Origin of the sequence: Halobellus rarus (assembly GCF_024494595.1) — an archaeon.
Classification (GTDB): domain Archaea; phylum Halobacteriota; class Halobacteria; order Halobacteriales; family Haloferacaceae; genus Haloquadratum; species Haloquadratum rarum.
Genome location: NZ_JANHDI010000004.1, coordinates 287854 through 303580, shown reverse-complemented (window position 1 = coordinate 303580; position 15727 = coordinate 287854). Strand labels below are relative to the sequence as shown.

The 15727-nt window shown below is 68.8% G+C and carries 14 protein-coding genes; 4 read left to right on the top strand and 10 right to left on the bottom strand.

Annotated elements, in window-relative coordinates; genetic code table 11:
* Positions 1-15: 15 nt before the first annotated feature.
* Positions 16-699, bottom strand: coding sequence for a DUF7546 family protein (locus tag NO876_RS06640; protein WP_256420898.1), 684 nt, complete (start codon positions 697-699; stop codon positions 16-18).
* Between the two features lie 2 nt (positions 700-701).
* Complete coding sequence (cyoE, locus tag NO876_RS06635; protein WP_256420897.1) at positions 702-2108, bottom strand: heme o synthase; 1407 nt, start codon at positions 2106-2108, stop codon at positions 702-704.
* A 158-nt stretch (positions 2109-2266) separates the two neighbouring features.
* Here cyoE and coxB point away from each other — a divergent pair, with 158 nt between their 5' ends.
* Positions 2267-2977 (top strand): cytochrome c oxidase subunit II, encoded by a 711-nt coding sequence (gene coxB, locus NO876_RS06630; RefSeq protein ID WP_256420896.1) that lies wholly within the window; start codon positions 2267-2269, stop codon positions 2975-2977.
* 184 nt (positions 2978-3161) lie between these two features.
* Here the strand turns inward: coxB and NO876_RS06625 are convergent, their stop codons facing one another.
* Both NO876_RS06625 and NO876_RS06620 read right to left on the bottom strand, forming a co-directional pair.
* On the bottom strand, positions 3162-3620 hold the full coding sequence (locus NO876_RS06625; RefSeq protein ID WP_256420895.1) for an FAD synthase family protein: 459 nt from the start codon (positions 3618-3620) through the stop codon (positions 3162-3164).
* Positions 3617-4132 (bottom strand): Mov34/MPN/PAD-1 family protein, encoded by a 516-nt coding sequence (locus tag NO876_RS06620; RefSeq protein WP_256420894.1) that lies wholly within the window; start codon positions 4130-4132, stop codon positions 3617-3619. Before NO876_RS06620 ends, NO876_RS06625 begins: the two co-directional genes overlap by 4 nt.
* Before the next feature lie 182 nt (positions 4133-4314).
* On the opposite strand from NO876_RS06620, the gene han reads away from it, so the two are divergent.
* On the top strand, positions 4315-6240 hold the full coding sequence (gene han, locus NO876_RS06615; RefSeq protein ID WP_256420893.1) for a Hef-associated nuclease: 1926 nt from the start codon (positions 4315-4317) through the stop codon (positions 6238-6240).
* 49 nt (positions 6241-6289) lie between these two features.
* Here han and NO876_RS06610 read toward each other — a convergent pair whose 3' ends face one another.
* Both NO876_RS06610 and NO876_RS06605 read right to left on the bottom strand, forming a co-directional pair.
* Positions 6290-7999: a phospholipase D-like domain-containing protein gene (locus NO876_RS06610; RefSeq protein WP_256420892.1), complete on the bottom strand. Its 1710-nt coding sequence runs from the start codon at positions 7997-7999 to the stop codon at positions 6290-6292.
* Positions 8000-8076: 77 nt separating this feature from the next.
* Positions 8077-9411, bottom strand: coding sequence for a HEAT repeat domain-containing protein (locus tag NO876_RS06605; protein ID WP_256420891.1), 1335 nt, complete (start codon positions 9409-9411; stop codon positions 8077-8079).
* A 113-nt stretch (positions 9412-9524) separates the two neighbouring features.
* Between NO876_RS06605 and NO876_RS06600 the strand changes: the two genes are divergently transcribed.
* On the top strand, positions 9525-10343 hold the full coding sequence (locus NO876_RS06600; protein WP_256420890.1) for a class I SAM-dependent methyltransferase: 819 nt from the start codon (positions 9525-9527) through the stop codon (positions 10341-10343).
* 41 nt (positions 10344-10384) lie between these two features.
* On the opposite strand, the gene surE is transcribed toward NO876_RS06600, so the two are convergent.
* The 3 genes from surE to NO876_RS06585 form a co-directional block, all read right to left on the bottom strand.
* Complete coding sequence (gene surE / locus NO876_RS06595) at positions 10385-11188, bottom strand: 5'/3'-nucleotidase SurE (protein WP_256420889.1); 804 nt, start codon at positions 11186-11188, stop codon at positions 10385-10387.
* A 63-nt stretch (positions 11189-11251) separates the two neighbouring features.
* Entirely contained in the window at positions 11252-12715 is a 1464-nt protein-coding gene (locus tag NO876_RS06590; RefSeq protein WP_256420888.1) for a small ribosomal subunit Rsm22 family protein, read from the bottom strand.
* Positions 12712-13542, bottom strand: coding sequence for a prephenate dehydrogenase/arogenate dehydrogenase family protein (locus NO876_RS06585; protein ID WP_256420887.1), 831 nt, complete (start codon positions 13540-13542; stop codon positions 12712-12714). Before NO876_RS06585 ends, NO876_RS06590 begins: the two co-directional genes overlap by 4 nt.
* A gap of 298 nt (positions 13543-13840) precedes the next feature.
* Between NO876_RS06585 and NO876_RS06580 the strand changes: the two genes are divergently transcribed.
* Positions 13841-14344 carry a hypothetical protein gene (locus NO876_RS06580; RefSeq protein ID WP_256420886.1) on the top strand — a complete coding sequence of 168 codons (504 nt, stop codon included), beginning with the start codon at positions 13841-13843 and terminating at the stop codon, positions 14342-14344.
* Positions 14345-14438: 94 nt separating this feature from the next.
* Here the strand turns inward: NO876_RS06580 and NO876_RS06575 are convergent, their stop codons facing one another.
* The gene (locus NO876_RS06575; protein ID WP_256420885.1) at positions 14439-15623 is read right to left on the bottom strand and encodes a M24 family metallopeptidase; all 1185 of its coding nucleotides are present in this window, start codon (positions 15621-15623) and stop codon (positions 14439-14441) included.
* Between the last annotated feature and the right edge of the window lie 104 nt (positions 15624-15727).

Below are 15727 nucleotides of genomic sequence, written 5' to 3'. Positions count from 1 at the left end.
GCGGTTCTGCGGCCGTTATTCTTTCGGACCGACGAGGCGGCTGCCGACGAACGGCCGCCAGTACAGCAGCGCGACGGTGAGGAGAAACACGGCCGTCGAGATGTCGTAGGAGAAGTCGAACGTCGCCGCGACGAGCACCGAGCCGCCGCCGGCGACTCCCGACAGCAACGACGCGAGGATCGGCCACGAGCAGGAGACACAGGAGAGGAGTCCGACGACGCCCGAGACGGCCGCGCCCGACGCGTCGATCACGGTGGCGTACACGAGGTACGCGAGCGCGGCGTAGCCGACCACGCGAGCGGGCATCAGGACGAGCGCGGCCCACGGCGACGAGAAGACCGGCGCGGGTCCCCACCCGGGTGCGAGCGTCGCCAGGCGGACCCCGAACTCGCCCGCGCCGGGGCGCATCGCGGTGACGACGACGCCGCCGGCGACCGCGAGCGCGACGAAGTAGACGAGGGCGACCGCGGCCGCGCGTCGCCGCGTGGAATCGTCCGCCGGCGCCGGCTTCGTCTTCCACAGCACGAGCACGCCGACGAAGACCCAGAGGAGGCCGTAAAACGCGTAGCGCGGTTGCGTGATCGAGATTCCCGCGAGCAGCAGGTACGCGAGTGCGAGCGCGCCGAGGGTGTTGCCGACGAGCGCACCGTAGAGGAGGTCCCGCGCTCCCAGCCGCGACGCGGTTCTCGTGACGGACATCGTCACACCACCAGCGCGTCGACGACGACCGCGAGGAGCAGCGCGCCGAGGTACGCGTTCGAGGCGTGGAACGAGCGGAACGCCGCGGACTCGGTCTGCTCGTAGTGGAGGCGGACGGCGAAGTAGAGGAACAGGCCGCCGAAGACCACGCTCGTGAGCGCGTACACCAGCCCCAGCGCCTCCATCGACGCCAGCGCGCCCGCGGCGACGAGCGTCGCGGCGAGGTACCAGAGGACGTGCTTTCGCGTCTCGGTCTCGCCGCGCACCACCGGCATCATCGGGAAGCCGCCGCGCTCGTAGTCGTCCTTGTAGGCCAGCGCGAGGTTGTAGAAGTGCGCCGGCGTCCACAGGAAGATGATCGCCGCGAGCGCGAGCCCGCCGAGCCCGACCTCGCCGGCGACGGCGACCCAGCCGATGAGCGCCGGCAGCGCGCCGGCCGCGCCGCCGATGACCGTGTTCTGTACGGTGTTCGGCTTCAGGAGGAGCGTGTAGACGACGCTGTAGAAGACGATCGCGGCGACGCCGAGGACGGCCGCGAGGGCGTTCACCCAGGCGAACAGCGCGATCGACCCGGCGGCCAAGAGCAGGCCGAACGCGAGCGCGTTGCGGACCGGGACGAGGTCGGTCGCCAGCGGCCGGTCGCTGGTCCGCTGCATTCTCCTATCTATGTCGCGCTCGAAGACGTGGTTGAACGTCCCCGACGCGCCGATCGAGAGCACGCCCCCGCCCAGCGTCGCGAGCACGACGCCGATCGTCAGGCCGCCGGTCGTCGTCGCCGCCAGCGCCATCCCGGCGGCGGCGACGAGACAGAGCAGCCACATCAGTCGCGGTTTGGTCAGACGGAGATAGGCCTTCGCCGTGGCGACGAGTCGCTCTCGGCGATTGCTCGGGATGTCCGGTTCGTACGTCGTCTCCAGCGGCGGATCGAGATCGACGCTGTCGACCGACTCCTCGTCCGGATTGCCCGTCTCGGTTTCGAGCGTCCACGCGAGGGCGGCGACAAGCGAGAGGAAGATCCCCATCCCGGCCGTCAGGTGGACGGCAGAGAGGGTCGCGTCGGCGCCGCCGATCGCGACGAACGCCCCGAGGGCGGCCTGGATCGGGTAGAGGACGCCGGCGAACACCATCGCGCCGAGAACGCGCCGCTCGATCCCGGCGCGAACGCCGACGAAGAGCGTCGCGACACCGAGAGCGCCGACGGCGACCGCCGCGAGACGGTGTCCGAGGGCGAGCCACCCGCCGGTCGAGGTCGGCGTCGTCCACCCGTCTCCGCAGGCCGGCCAGGCGGCACACGACGCCGCCGCGTCGGTCAGTGCCGTCGTCGCTCCGACCAAGAGGAGGAGATAGACGCCGATGGCCGTCGCAGCGAGCAGGCCGTGAAACCGGTTGTGAGTTGCGGTCGACGACACGAGTTACACCTACGCGACGTTAGAAATCAGCGTACTTAGGAGCCCCGCTTTCGACCCCGGGGTCGTGGCCGTGGTCGCGGCCCGCAGCCTCTTTGGTCGGGGCGCTCGAGTAGCGAAAGTCAGCAACTATTTACGTGACTCTTCCTAACCTCAGATCGATGCGAAAGACGCGTTTGGCACTCGTTTCACTGCTCACGGTCCTGGTGGCGGGCCTCTTCGCGGACCCGGTCGCCGCGCAGTCGTCCGCCAGCGCGGAGCTCATCAACGGGCTGAACAATAAACTGCTGTACATCGCGATCCCGATCACGCTCCTCGTTGAGGGCATCCTCATTTACACGATCGTAACGTTCCGAAACAACGACGATCCATCGCCGACGAAGGAGAACCGTCGGCTGGAGATCACCTGGACGATCGCCACGGCGATCATCCTGCTCTTCGTCGGCGTCGCCTCCTACGGCGTCCTCGCCGACGACAACGTCACGCCTCAGCCGCAGGTCGAGGACGCGGCCGGCGATCCGGTCGTCGTCCACGCCGAGGCCTACCAGTGGGGCTGGGAGATGTCGTACCCAGAGGACGGTAACTTCACCACCGGGACCGAAATCGTCGTCCCGAAGGACCGGCCCGTCGTCATAGAGGTCACCTCGCGGGACGTGATACACGGGTTCCACGTCCCCGATATGGCGCTCAAGGTCGACGCGATGCCCGGTCAGGTGAACACGGTCAAGACCGTCCCGTACGAGGAGGGCACCTACCAGGGGTACTGTACCGAGTACTGCGGCGTCGCCCACTCGCAGATGTACTTCACCATCGAGGTGGTCTCTCAGGACGAGTATCAGGACTGGCTGGACGAACAGCAGAGCAGCGAATAGCGACCGGCGTCTCTCCTCTCGATTCTCTGACGGCCCCGACTCGTTCCTTCGCGACCGCGATCTACGTCACCGCCCCGAATCACTGTGGCCTGATTCTCCGCACCCCGACTCACCGAGATCCGGACGTCCAGCGGCGGCTGCGTGGCCGCGTCGATTTGCCCCTCGAACGTGCTGCGACCTCGAACTACACCGCGTCGGCGTCGTCGGTCTCGGACGCCCGCGCTTCGACGATCCGGTCGACGATCCGCCCGGTCGAGAGCAGTTCGCCCTCGTAGCGCGGTTCCCTGCCGGAGGCCCGCGCCACTTCGCAGTCGATGCCGCGCCCCGAGAGCGCCTCGCGGATGGCGTCCGCGTCGTGGTGTTGGTCGTGGCCGAGAACGATCACGTCGGGGCCGATGCGCTCGATCGGGACGAAGATGTCTTCGGAATGACCGAGGTGGGCCTCGGTCACGACTTCGAGCGCGTCGATGACGTCCCGACGCTGCCGGTCCGGCAGCACCGGCGGCTCCTTGTGCGTGACGTTCTCCCGGCGGGCGACGATGACGTGCAGTTCGTCGCCCATCGACGCCGCTTCCGAGAGATAGTGGACGTGGCCCGGGTGGATGATGTCGAAGGTTCCCTGTGCGACGATCCGGCGGGTCACCGTCGCCGCCCTCCGGATTCGCGGTGTCCCTCTGTGTAGTCGATGTCGAGATCAGCTTCGGTGAAGTCGAAGAACTCCTCGGGATCGGGGAGCTCGACGTCCAGCACGTCCAGATCGCGGACGTCGCCGCTCTGGTCGAACGCCTTCCAGTCGGTCGGTCCGTAGGGGTGCCCGAGGATGATGTGGACCTCGCCCTGTCCGAACGTGTCGAGGTCGGCGTCGCTGGGACGGAGGACGCCGTTCGGGTGCGAGTGGATCGACCCGACCGCCCGACGGTCGTTCGGGATCATATTGTTGTCGACGGTGGCGCTGGTCGGATTCGAGCGCGTGCCGGGGATGATCATCACCTCGGTGATCACGGTTCCCGATCGGTCGAGGTCGAAGTTGCGGGCGTCCTCGCCGCGGAGGAATCCCATGTACTCGTCGGGGTGCGTCTCCTGGGAGGCCTCCCGTGCGAAATCGAGCGCGTCGGCCGCGATGCCGAGCACCTCACTCGACCGGAAGAGTCGCATACTCGGAGTCGGGTTCGTCGCCTTCTAAAGGTTTCGAGGATCGTAGCAGTAGCCGTCTCGCCGACCGTGGATCGATCGCGACGCACGCCGTTCGAGACCGACCGGCAGACGGTCGCTGTCCGCTGGAGCGGCGTCGGCAGCGATTGTAAAGTCTTAACCGCGACGCAGCACTGTTCGGCAGTATGACCGCCGACAACGCCGGGGATTCCGGCGGCGGGTCCGCTCCGAATTCGGAGGGCGACTCGCGACCGATCGTCTACGATCTCGCACCGAACTGCACGTCCGAGGACGTCGAAGCGGACGCCAACTACCACGCCGTCGTCAACGGCGTCGTCGAGTACGGCATCTTCGTCGACGTCTCCGACGAGGTCTCGGGTCTGGTCCACGAGTCGAACCTCGACCGTTCTTACGAGGTCGGCGACCGTCTGACGGTGACGCTCGAAGAGATCAAAGAGAACGGTGACCTCGCCTTCGACGTCTTCCGGGGGTCGACGTACCAGACGGTCGTCGTCGATCACGAACCGGATCTCACGCCCATCGCGGGGCTGGAAGCCGGCGACTCCGTCCACGTCGAGGGGCAGGTCGCCCAGATCAAACAGACCGGCGGGCCGACGCTGTTCCGGATCGCCGACGAGACGGGCATCGTCTCCGCGGCGGCGTTCCGCGAAGCGGGCGTCCGCGCGTTCCCCGCGGTCGAACTCGACGACGTCGTCCGGGTCGGCGGCGACGTCGAATCGCACGACGGATCGGTTCAGATCGAGGTCGACTCGCTGACCCGACTCGACGGCGACGCGGCGGCGGCGGCGCGCGAGCGCCTCGACGCCGCTTTCGAGGACCGCGCGGCCCCCGCGGACGTCGATCCGCTCGTCGACTGGCCGGCGTTCGAGAAGCTCAGAGGGGACCTCCGCGACGTCGCCCGACTGCTGCGCCGGACGGTGCTGGAGGGTCGCCCGATCCGCGTTCGACACCACGCCGACGGCGACGGGATGTGCGCGTCGGTGCCGGTCCAGTTGGCCTTAGAGAACTTCATCGAGTCCGTCCACGACGACGCCGACGCCCCACGGCATCTCATCAAGCGTCTCCCCTCGAAAGCGCCGTTCTACGAGATGGAGGACGTCACGCGCGACCTCAACTTCGCGCTCGAGGGCCGCGCCCGGCACGGACAGCGCCTCCCGCTGCTCCTGATGCTCGACAACGGTTCGACCGAGGAGGACGTTCCCGCCTACGAGAACCTCGCGCACTACGATATGCCGATCGCGGTCGTCGACCACCACCACCCCGATCCCGAGGCCGTCGAGGACCTCCTCGACGCCCACGTCAACCCGTACCTCTACGACGAGGACTACCGGATCACGACCGGGATGATGTGCGTCGAACTCGCGCGGATGATCGACCCCGACCTGACCGACGAACTGCGGCACGTTCCCGCTGTCGCCGGACTCGCGGACCGCTCGAAGGCCGACGCGATGGAGGAGTTCATCTCGCTGGCCGAAGAGGAGGGCTACGACCGCAAACGCCTCCTCGACGTCGGCGAAGCCCTCGACTACGCGGCCCACTGGCTGCGCTACAACGACGGCCAGTCGCTCGTCAACGACGTCCTGAACGTCGGCTGCGACGACGAGGAGCGCCACCGCGAGCTCGTCGAGTTCCTCGCGACCCGCGCCGAGCGCGACATCGAACAGCAGATGGACGCCGCCGCCTCCCATCTCGAACACGAGCGGCTGGAGTCGGACGCGCACCTCTACACCGCCGACCTCGACGAGTGGGCCCACCGCTTCACCTACCCCGCGCCGGGGAAGACGACCGGCAAACTCCACGACCGGAAGGTGAAAGAACACGGCGAACCGGTCATCACGATCGGGTACGGTCCCGACTTCGCCGTGCTCCGCTCCGACGGCGTCCGCCTCGACATCCCGCGGATGGTCGAAGAGCTGAACGAGGAGGTCGTCGGCGGCGGCGTCTCCGGCGGCGGCCACCTCGTCGTCGGCTCGATCAAGTTCGTCAAGGGGATGCGCGAGTCCGTCATCGACAGCCTCGTCGAGAAGATGGCCGACGCCGAGCTCGACGAGGAGCTCTCCTCGCAGGCGATCGTCGACACCGAGATCTGAGCGGGGCGATCGGGGTGATCCACGACGGCGAGCCGCGAACGGTTCCGACTCATTCGAACTCCACCGTCCGTCGGAGCGCCACCCCGGCGAGCGCGACCGCTGAGAGCGCGCCGAGCGCCAGCGTCGTTTTCGTCTTCCAGCCCGTCTCTTCGCTCCCGCCGGCCGACCGCTCCCAGTCGGCCGCGAACGTCCCCGCGTAGTAGGCCGCCGGTTCCGTCCCGTCGAGGGCGAGGACGACCTCCCTGTTCTCCGTCGTCGCGTGCGCGTTCCAGTTGAGACTCCCGAGGATGACCGTCTCCCCGTCGATCACGGCCCCCTTCGCGTGGACCTTCCCGAAGCGACCCCCGGGCCGGGCGATCCGCGCCTCGATCGGGAGGCCTCGCTCGCGGAGTTCGGCCGTCCGCTCGACGACCGCCCGGTTCGACTCCTCGTCGTACCACGCGTTCGAGAGCAATATTCGAACCTGAACGCCGCGCTCGGCGGCGGCGACGAGCGCCGCGAAGTACCTCCCTTCGACGTCGAGTCGCGGCGAGAGCACGTCGACGCGCTCATCCGCGCCTCCGATCGACCTCCTGACCGCTGTCCCGGCGTTCCCCGGTGCCGTCAGGACCCGCACGTCGTCGACGGCGACCTGCCTCGGGTCGACTCGTGAATCGAACGACCCCGTCGCCGGCGACTCCTCGACGAACGACGCGTTCTCGCGATGTCGCCGCCACGGAATAGCGTCGAGACCGTCGGCGTCGTGCGCGAAGACGGCGGCGAGTTCGTCGGCCGTCCGCGCGGAGCGGACGCGCACGCCCCAGCCGCGACTGTCCCGGCCGCCCGTCCCCGAGGGCTTCCAGTTCTCCGTCATCACGAGCGCCGCGTCGTCGGCGACGGCGTACTTGGGGTGGTGGAACGCGAACCGCGCGTGCGGGCCGCCGATCACGCGGACTTCGACGCCGCCGGCGACGAGCCGGTCGAGTTGCTCGCGCTGATCAGTCGTCATCCCGCCGACCGGGCCGCCCTCCAAGAGGATCCGCACCCGGACGCCCCGTTCTCTAGCGGCGAGAAGCGCGTCGGCGACGCGCGAGGAAGAGAAGGTGTACCCGGCGAGGAGGATTCGCTCGTCCGCTTCTTCGAGCGTCTCCGTCGGGACGTCGGAGGCGTCGGGGAGCACGAACGCCGTCGCGTTGGCCGGCCCGGTCGGGACGACCGGACGCGGCGTCAGCCCTCGCGGCGTCCACCGACCGGTCGTCGCGTTCAGCCGCTCGCCCTCCTCCGCGCGGTCGTACGCGAGTCGGTCGACGACGCGGTCGTCGCGCCGGAGGATCAGTTCCTCGCCCCCGTTCGACAGATAGAGGCCGGCATCGACGACCGGCGCGTCGACGAGAGAGCGGGTCGCGTTCGGGTGCGCGGACAGAGCGACGACGCCGGCGGGCGGAACGGAGACCGTCGATTCCCCGTCCGAGAGCGTCAGGTTCGCCGTGCCGGCGGCGTCGACGACGACGTACTCGCCGACGTCGTCGTCGGCGACTGGGTCCGGGAACGCGGCGACGATCCGAGGGCCGGGAGTGGAGGCGTTCGCTGTCGACGCCGTCGTTCCGATCTCCAAGCCGTCTCCCTCGACGGCATCAGCCACCGGAATCCCTGCAAGTGCCGTGACGCTCACGACCAGAACGAGACACGCGAGAACGGCGACGCGGTGGCCCCGCGGGGAGGCGGCACGGTCCCGCGTCTCTCGGGCGCGGATGCGATCGATCCGTCGGGCGGGTGGCACGGGGCCTCTGGCCGCCCGCCCCTACTTGAACTTACGTCACGGGGAGAAGCCGTCCGCTGTGCGTCCGCGGCCGGCGCTTACGCGGCCGGCGCTTCCGCGTCGGCGTCGGCGTCGCCGTCTCCGAGCGCCGCCGCGGCGAGGTCGGCCTCGTGCTGGACGAGGTAGGAGCGCTCGTGGGTGTACTCGGCGACTGTCTCGAGCGCGTCCTCGGTACCGATCTGTCGCAGTGCCCACGCGGCGGCCGCGCGGACGGTGTCGCTGTCGTCCTCCGCGAGGGTGTCCGAGAGCGGCTCGACGGCGCGGGTGTCGCCGATGAGTCCCAGCGCGCGGGCGACGTACGGTCGCACGTTGTCGTTGTCCATTTCGAGTTTGTCGGCGATGGCTTGCGTCGCCTCTGTCGAGCCGATCTCTCCCAGCGCGCGGAGCGTCACCTTCTGGAGACCCGGATCGGAGTCGGCGTCGACGTACTCGAGGAGCGTCTCGACCGCCTCTTCGGCGCCGTCGCCCATCCGACCGAGCGCCTTGATCGCGGTCTTATCGCGGCGCTGGGCCAGCTGGTGCATCTCCTCGAACGCCTCGGGGTTGGCCATCCGCACGAGAGCGTCCATACAGTGCTCCTCCATAAATTCGGACTGAAGGCTGTCCTTCGCGAGCAGGATCATATCGACGCGGCCGCGCTTCTCCCACTCCTTCAGCGCCGACAGCTCCGGCGGGTAGTCCTTGTAGTGCCCGAGGACGTCGTAGAACCCCTCCGCCATCAGCTGTTCGTTGGTCTCTAAGTCGTCCCACTCTTGGGCGTCTTCGAGACCGGATTCGAGTTCGTCGGTCGCCTCCAGGAGCGCCGCGATGGTCTCGGCGTCCTCGTCGGCGTCGAGGCCGGCGTCCTCGACGGCCGCTTTCGCGTCGTCGAGGGCAGCGGCGAGCGCCTCCTCCTGCGCCTCGCCGCTTTCGTCCTCGTCGACTGCGACGTCCGCGTCGAGCGTGTCGTTCACGGCGTCGGCGAACGCGACGACGACGTCGACGATCTCCGTCGCGCCCTGTTCGGTCCAGCGCGTGTCGGTCACCTTCGCGCGGGCGCTTTCGACGTCGTCGACGACGTCGCTGGCGTAGGGGCCCCGCTGGGATTCGAGGTCGTCGCGGAGTTCTGCGACCCGCGATTCGAGCTCCTCGCGCGGGTCCTCGGCGTCCTCGTCGTCCTCGTCGGGTTCCGGCAGGTCGGCGGACTCGAGGTCCGCCTCGACGCCGTCGAGGTCGGCTTCGACGCCGTCGAGGTCCGACTCGGTCGCCGCGTCCTCCAGGGCGGACTCGACGTCGTCGAGGCGTTCGTTCAGGGTGTCTGGCGTCACGTCAAGTTCGTCTTCGGACGCCGCCGCGTCGGAATCAGCGGCCGTCTCGTCGTCCCCGTCGCTCATATGCCTCATATCCGTCCGTACCCGAAAAGAGCGTTTCCCTTCTGGTCTCGGAGGTCGTCGCCGCTCGACGGCGACCGCCATCTTATAACCCGCCGGGCTCACAACCCCAGTCGATGACTGCGCCGAACGAGGACCCGGGGGACGGAGCCGAAACAGACCCGGAATCGGACTGGGACTCCGACGCCTACGACGGCTCGCACGCCTTCGTCTACGAGTACGGTGCCGACGTCCTCGACCTCCTCGACCCGGGACCGGGCGAGCGGGTCCTGGATCTGGGCTGCGGCACCGGCCACCTGACCGAGCGCATCGCCGACGCCGGGGCCGACGTCGTCGGGATCGATCAGTCCGCGGAGATGGTCGAGACGGCCAGAGAGACGTACCCCGAGCGGGACTTCCGGCGGGCCGACGCCCGCGACTTCGACGTCGAAGAGCTGTTCGACCCCGAAGAACCCTTCGACGCCGTGTTCTCGAACGCGGTCCTGCACTGGATCGACGACCAGGACGCCGTCCTCGACTCGGTCGCGGACGCGCTCCGTCCCGGCGGGCGCTTCGTCGTCGAGCTGGGCGGTTCGGGCAACGTCGCCGCTATCGCCGACGCCGTCCGGGCGGAACTGGACGCGCGCGGCTACGAACCCCCGACCCATCCCTGGTACTTCCCCACGATCGGTGAACACGCCACGACGCTCGAAGCGCACGGCTTCGAGGTCCGCTACGCGAGGCTGTTCGATCGCCCGACCGAACTCGAAGACGGCGATGAGGGGATGGCCAACTGGCTCGAGATGTTCGGCGATCGGCTCCTGGGGCCGGTCCCGGACGGCGAGCGATCCGACGTCGTCGCCGCCGTCGAGGATCGACTCCGCGGGGAACTGTACGACGACGGCGTGTGGACTGCCGACTACCGCCGACTCAGATTCGCCGCGGTGCTGGAGTAGGAACGCTCTCTTCGTGGAGCGTCTCTTCTCACGGGCCGCCGCTACACCGCGTCGAGGTACGTCTCCGCGAGCGCATCGAGCGCCTCGTGGTGTTCGGTCGTGTGCGGCGCGGTCAGCGGCGAGACCGACACCCGCCCCTCGACGACGGCGCGGCGATCGGTCCCAGCCGGGTCCGGGAGGTCGTCGCCGCGCATCCGCTCCCAGATCCCATCGTGGAGGGTGACTGTTCCGTTGCCGTCGTGTTCGGCCGTCATCTCGTATAGCTTCGAGGGCGTCGTGATATCGATCGGCGCGGGATCGGCGCTCTCCTCCAAGAGTGGGGCGTTGACGTTGAGGTACTCGGCCTGCTCGAAGACGCCCGCGCCGAGCGCGTGCCGGAGCAGGTACGTCGTCGCGCGGGTCGCCTCGCGGAAGTCCTCGGTCTCGGTCGCCTGCTCGTGCCACGGCGTGTCGCCGCCGCCCGGAACGTACAACGATGCGGCGATCGCCGGTACGTCGAAGAAGGCCGCCTCGACGGCCGCACTCACGGTCCCCGACCGACCGAGCACGTACGCGCCGAGGTTCGCGCCCTTGTTACACCCCGAGACGACGGCGTCGACGTCGGGGCAGAGCGATTCGAGGCCGGCGACGACGCAGTCTGCGGGAGTACCCTCGACCGAGTATCCGAATTCGTGCTCGCGGACGCTGACGTCGGCGGAGAGTTGCCGACCGACCGCGCTCTGGTCGTCCGCGGGCGCGACGGCGGTCACGTCCGCGAACTCCGAGAGCCCTTCGTACAGCGCGCGGAACCCGACGGCGTCGATGCCGTCGTCGTTGGTCAGGAGGACGGAGAGCGATTCGCTCATACCGGTCTCTTCGTCGGACGGCGGAAATGTGTACCGCTCAGACGGTTTCGGGTGACAGTTCGCTCACGCGACCCGCTCGACGACCGTCTCGCCGTCGACGACGAGGTTGTACGCGCCCTCGTCGTCGTTCCACAGACAGAGGACGTTCTCGAACGCGAGAATTTCACCGTAGTCCCCGAGGAACACGGCCTCGTTCAGCGGGTCGCGGACGGTCGAGACGGCGTAGTGTTCGACCGCCTCGCTCCCGTCGCCGACCTTGAACAGCGGATTGGCGTCGGCGTCGTCGGTCAGATCCCGGCTCAGTTTGACGGCGAGGAGATCGATCCGGTTCGTGACGTGACGCTCCATCTCTGCCATCTTCGCGTGGCGACTCGGGTCGGCACGGACGTCGGTCCGACGCGCGCCGTCCGGGCGGAGGACGAAGTAGGAGAACTGCACCGTCTCGTTTCTGAACGTGCCGTCGCCGGGCGTGCGACCGGACGCGCCGCTCCCCTCCGGCGGTTCGTCCGACTCCCCCGCCTCGTCGAGGCGGCGCTGGAACGGAGGCGCGGCGACGTCGGGGCGGCGGTCGAACGACCAGCCGCGGTCCGAGGGGGCCTCGCCGGGCCACAGTCGGAGCGTCGGCGCGTAGACGGAGACGGTGGAATCGGCGGGTGCGAGCGCGCGTTCGATCTCCCGGAGCCCGGTGCTGGTGTTTCGATCCGCGGGCGCGAGCGCGAGGAACGATCCGTCGTCGGCGACCGCGTCCAGATACCGCGCGGCGACGTCCTCGGAGTCGTCGAGTTCGCTCAACACGTTGGCGAAGACGACGAGGTCGATTCCGCTGTCGTCGTCGCCGATCGACTGAGGGTCGAACGCCTCGGCGGTCTCGCGGTGGATCGTCGTCCGGAAGTTCCGACCGGTCTCCGTCAGCATCCGTTCGAGCACGTCGGCCGCGGCCGACGGTTCCACGGCGTGGTAGTCGACGACGGCGTCGTCGGGGAGGTAGTCGTGGAGGCCGAGCGCCGGTCCGCCCGCGCCCGCGCCGACGTCGAGCACGCGGAGCGTTCTGGGAAGCAGGTCCCGCTCCGCGAGGTCGTCGAGCACGTACCCGATCGCGGCGTAGTAGTCCGGGAGGTGGTAGATCGCGTATCCGAGCGCGGCCTCCTCGTCGTACTCGACGGGGTTCTGCCGGTAGTAATCCTCCTTGAGCCGTCGGATCGCTCCCCTGAGTCGGTCGCCGCTCTCGCCGCGGTGCCAGTTCGCGCCGTAGCGTTCGACGAGCAGGTCCTCGACGGCGAAGGCGTACCCCTCGGGGAACGTGTCGGGGGCCCATCCCGGCCGCGGCGCGGGGTCGTCGCTCACCGGGACGAACGTGCCGTCCTCGCGTTCACGCAGGCGCAGGTCGTACGCTTCCTCCCGGAGCGTCTCCCGGACGACCGCCGGGTGCGGCGTCCCCTCGACGTACTCGTGGATCTCCTCGGGATCGATCGGACGCACGTTGCGGAGATACTTCGCGTTCGACCGGACGGCCTCGCGGTCGATCACTGTCCGTCGCCTCGCGTCGAGTCGTCGTCTCGCGCAGTCGCGTCGCCGTCTACCGAGTCGTCGGCGGTGCCCGCGTCCTCGACCCGTCGGCGTCGTTTCTCTCTCGCCTCCTCGTACAGTCGATCGAACGCCTCGCCGTCCGCCTCGGCGATCCGGTTCGCGGCGGCCGCGACGGCGTCGGCCCCCTCGAACGACTCTTGAATCTCGCGGTAGACCCGTGGGGTCCCCTCGGTCACGGTCCCGACGAGGTCCGAGAGCGCGCGCGAAACGGGCGTTGCGAACTCCTCGCGGACGTCCTCGGCGGCCAGGGCGTACGCGAGGATCGCGGTGTGGGCTCCCGCCTGGACCGTCTCCATCGCCGAGTCGTGCTCCTCGGGGTCCGTCTCGAAGACGCGGTTCCCGGCCTCGGCGATAGCGTCGAGCGCCGTGTCGGTCACCGGTCCCGTGGCGTCGACCACGGCCGCGACGTTTCCCGGCGCGTTCTCCGGCGCGAAGAGCGGGTGGAGACTCACGCGCTCGCGCTCGGGCAGGTGTTCCCGCATCGCCGCCACCGGGCCGGCCATCACTCCGGTGACGTCGAGCATCGCTCGCGAGGCCCGGTCGGCGTGCGCCTCGATGGCGGCACGCGCGGCGGTGATCGGCACGGCGATGCAGACCGCGTCGAACGTCGCCGTCGTTTCGAGTGCGACCGCACGTCCTCCTACCGCGTCCGCAGCGGCGCTCGCGGCGTCCGGATCCCGATCGGCGAACGCGACGCTGAACTCCGTTTCGAGCGTTTCGCCGGCCCAGCGACCCATCGCGCCGGCTCCGACGACGAGTACCTCCATTGCCGCCGACTACGCGCCGCCGCAATCAAAAGGAGTTCGATGACGGGGTCGGCTCCGTCCGCGCGGCCTCCGAACCCAGTTCGTTGTTATCGACTTTGATACCTGGGCGCGTACGTTTATTGGTCCGGTCGCTAGAAGACCGCTGGGGGAAAGGAATCTGCGACACCGAGACACTGCCCGGTCGATCGAGTCGAAAGTGGCTTCCGCTGACGCGCGGACACCGGAATCCGGCCACGCAGGAGGCGAATGCACGCTTAACCGCCGTATAACAATACGCACGTAAGGACAGCAGTTACTGATGAAATTTCCCACGGTCTCCGGGAGAGACACGCAAGGGCGTCGGGTGACCCTGCCCGACGACCTCGACGGAGAGCAAACGCTCCTCGTCGTTAGTTTTCACCTCCGCCAACGGTCGCTCGTCGGATCGTGGCGGCAGTTCGCCACCGAACTGTGCGACCGCTTCGATCACTTCGCGTACTACGAACTCGTCGTCGGCAGTCAGGGGGGGATGCTCCCGCCGACCTCCACGGGCGGGATGTCGCCGACCAACGCCAGACAGCGCGTTCACGACAACACGATCCTGCTGTCGGTCAACAAACAGAGGTTCCAGCGTCAACTCGGCCTCCTCGGCGAACAGACGATCTACGCGTTCCTCGTCGAGGACGACCACGTGGTCCGTCAGGCCGCGGGCGTTCTCACCCCCGAGACGGGTGAGGCGCTGGAGTCGCTGCTCGAAGACTACCGAGACGCGAAGAACCGACATTCGAACAGCTCCGAAAACGCGGGCGAATCGTCCGTCTGAGGCGGCAGCCGCTCTCCCGGCGACTGCCGTCCGCGGACCGCGACCGGCATACTGTTTCTCGGCCCGCTTCGCGCTAAGCACGGCTTAATCGCGGTCAGATCTGCAGTTCGATCGGTTGTCGGGTCAGGTTCTCCGAGCCGCCTTCGGTGACGACCACCAGGTCCTCGATGCGCACGCCGCCGACCTCCGGGTCGTACAGCCCCGGTTCGACCGTGACGACGTGGCCCGGTCGCAGTTCGTCGCCGTCGGGGGACAGCCGCGGTAGTTCGTGGACGTCGAGTCCGACTCCGTGGCCGGTCGAGTGGATGAACCCGGTCTCGCTCTTCGGGTCCGAGCGGAGGGTCGGGAGGCCGGCGTCTTCGTAGACATCACAGACGATATCGTGGACGGCCGCGCCGGTCACGCCCGGTTCGATGGCGTCGCGCGCGGCGGCGAGCGCCTCGTGGGTCAGGTCGAACCACTCGCGGAGGGTGTCCGTCGGCTCGCCCTTCACGAAGGTCCGCGTCATGTCCGCGTGGTACTTGGTCTCCTTCGAGCGCGGGAAGATGTCGACGATGATCGGCTCGTCGGGCCTGAGCGGCCCGCTCCCCCGGTCGTGGGGGTCGGCGGCGTCGGCTCCGCAGGCGACGATCGTCTCGTCGAGCGCGCAGCCGTGACGGAGCAGCGTGACCTCGATCTCCTCGCGGACGCGCTCGCTGGTCAGGGCGTCGCCGTCGACGGCGAGCACCCGTTTCCCATCCTGCCCGCTGATCTCGGCGTCACGAAGCAGGTCGGCCGCGGCGTCCATCGCGGCCTCGTTGGCGCGCTGTGCCGCGCGAATGTGCTCGATCTCCTCGTCGGTCTTCCGCGCGCGCACTTCTGTCACGACGTCCTCGGTTTCGTGCGCGACGGAGACGTCCCGCTCGCGGAGTCGGTCCGCGGGGCCGAGCGGGAAGCGCTCCGGCGTCGCCACGTCGTCGACGCCCCGGTCGTCGAGCCACGCCGCGACGACGCGGGCCTTCGCCGCCTTGGGACCGTGTTCTCCGGCCAGCGACCGGTAGTCGTAGTCTGCCAGTCGCGACACCTCGTCCGCGCGGCTCTGTCTGTTCGCGCGGCCGTACTCCAACGCGGAGACGAGAAGCGCGGTCGTCTCGGGCGTGTAGAGCGTCACGAACGGGTCCGGCGCGTCGAAGCCCGAGAGGTATCGCTGGGTCGAGTCCGAACTGTCGGCGTCGACGAGGTAGCCGTCTAGGCCCGCCTCGTCGAGGTAGTCGTCGAGCGGCGAAAGGTCCGGGTCCATACGCGATGGTCGCGGGCGGGCGGATAAAGAATGTCGACTCGGGCGGTGGCGATCGCTCTACTCCTGTGCGGGTCGGCCGGTCGCGGGCGGGACCACAACCGTAT